1 protein-coding gene is annotated in these 211 nt (G+C 52.6%); it reads left to right on the top strand.

What is annotated here, in order from left to right; all coding sequences use genetic code 11:
- A partial coding sequence (locus AABK37_RS42560; RefSeq protein WP_432557318.1) for a condensation domain-containing protein occupies positions 1-211 on the top strand: 211 nt, incomplete at both ends.

Here is a 211-nt window from a genome sequence, read left to right as displayed (position 1 = left end):
AGCAACAACTTGCGGGTGTTCCGGCTTTGTTGGAACTGCCCACCGACCGACCGCGACCTGCGATTCAAACTTACAAGGGGGCAACACAGACATTCTCACTCTCTGATGAACTGAGTGCAGCGCTAACTGCCTTCAGCCAGAAACAAGAAGTGACGCTGTTCATGACACTCTTAGCAGCGTTCCAAACATTGCTGAGTCGTTACAGCGGGCA

Origin of the sequence: Tolypothrix sp. VBCCA 56010 (genome assembly GCF_050875635.1) — a bacterium.
Taxonomy (GTDB): domain Bacteria; phylum Cyanobacteriota; class Cyanobacteriia; order Cyanobacteriales; family Nostocaceae; genus Hassallia.
The sequence above is the reverse complement of the archived record's forward strand: the minus strand, read 5'-3'. Positions and strand labels throughout refer to the sequence as shown.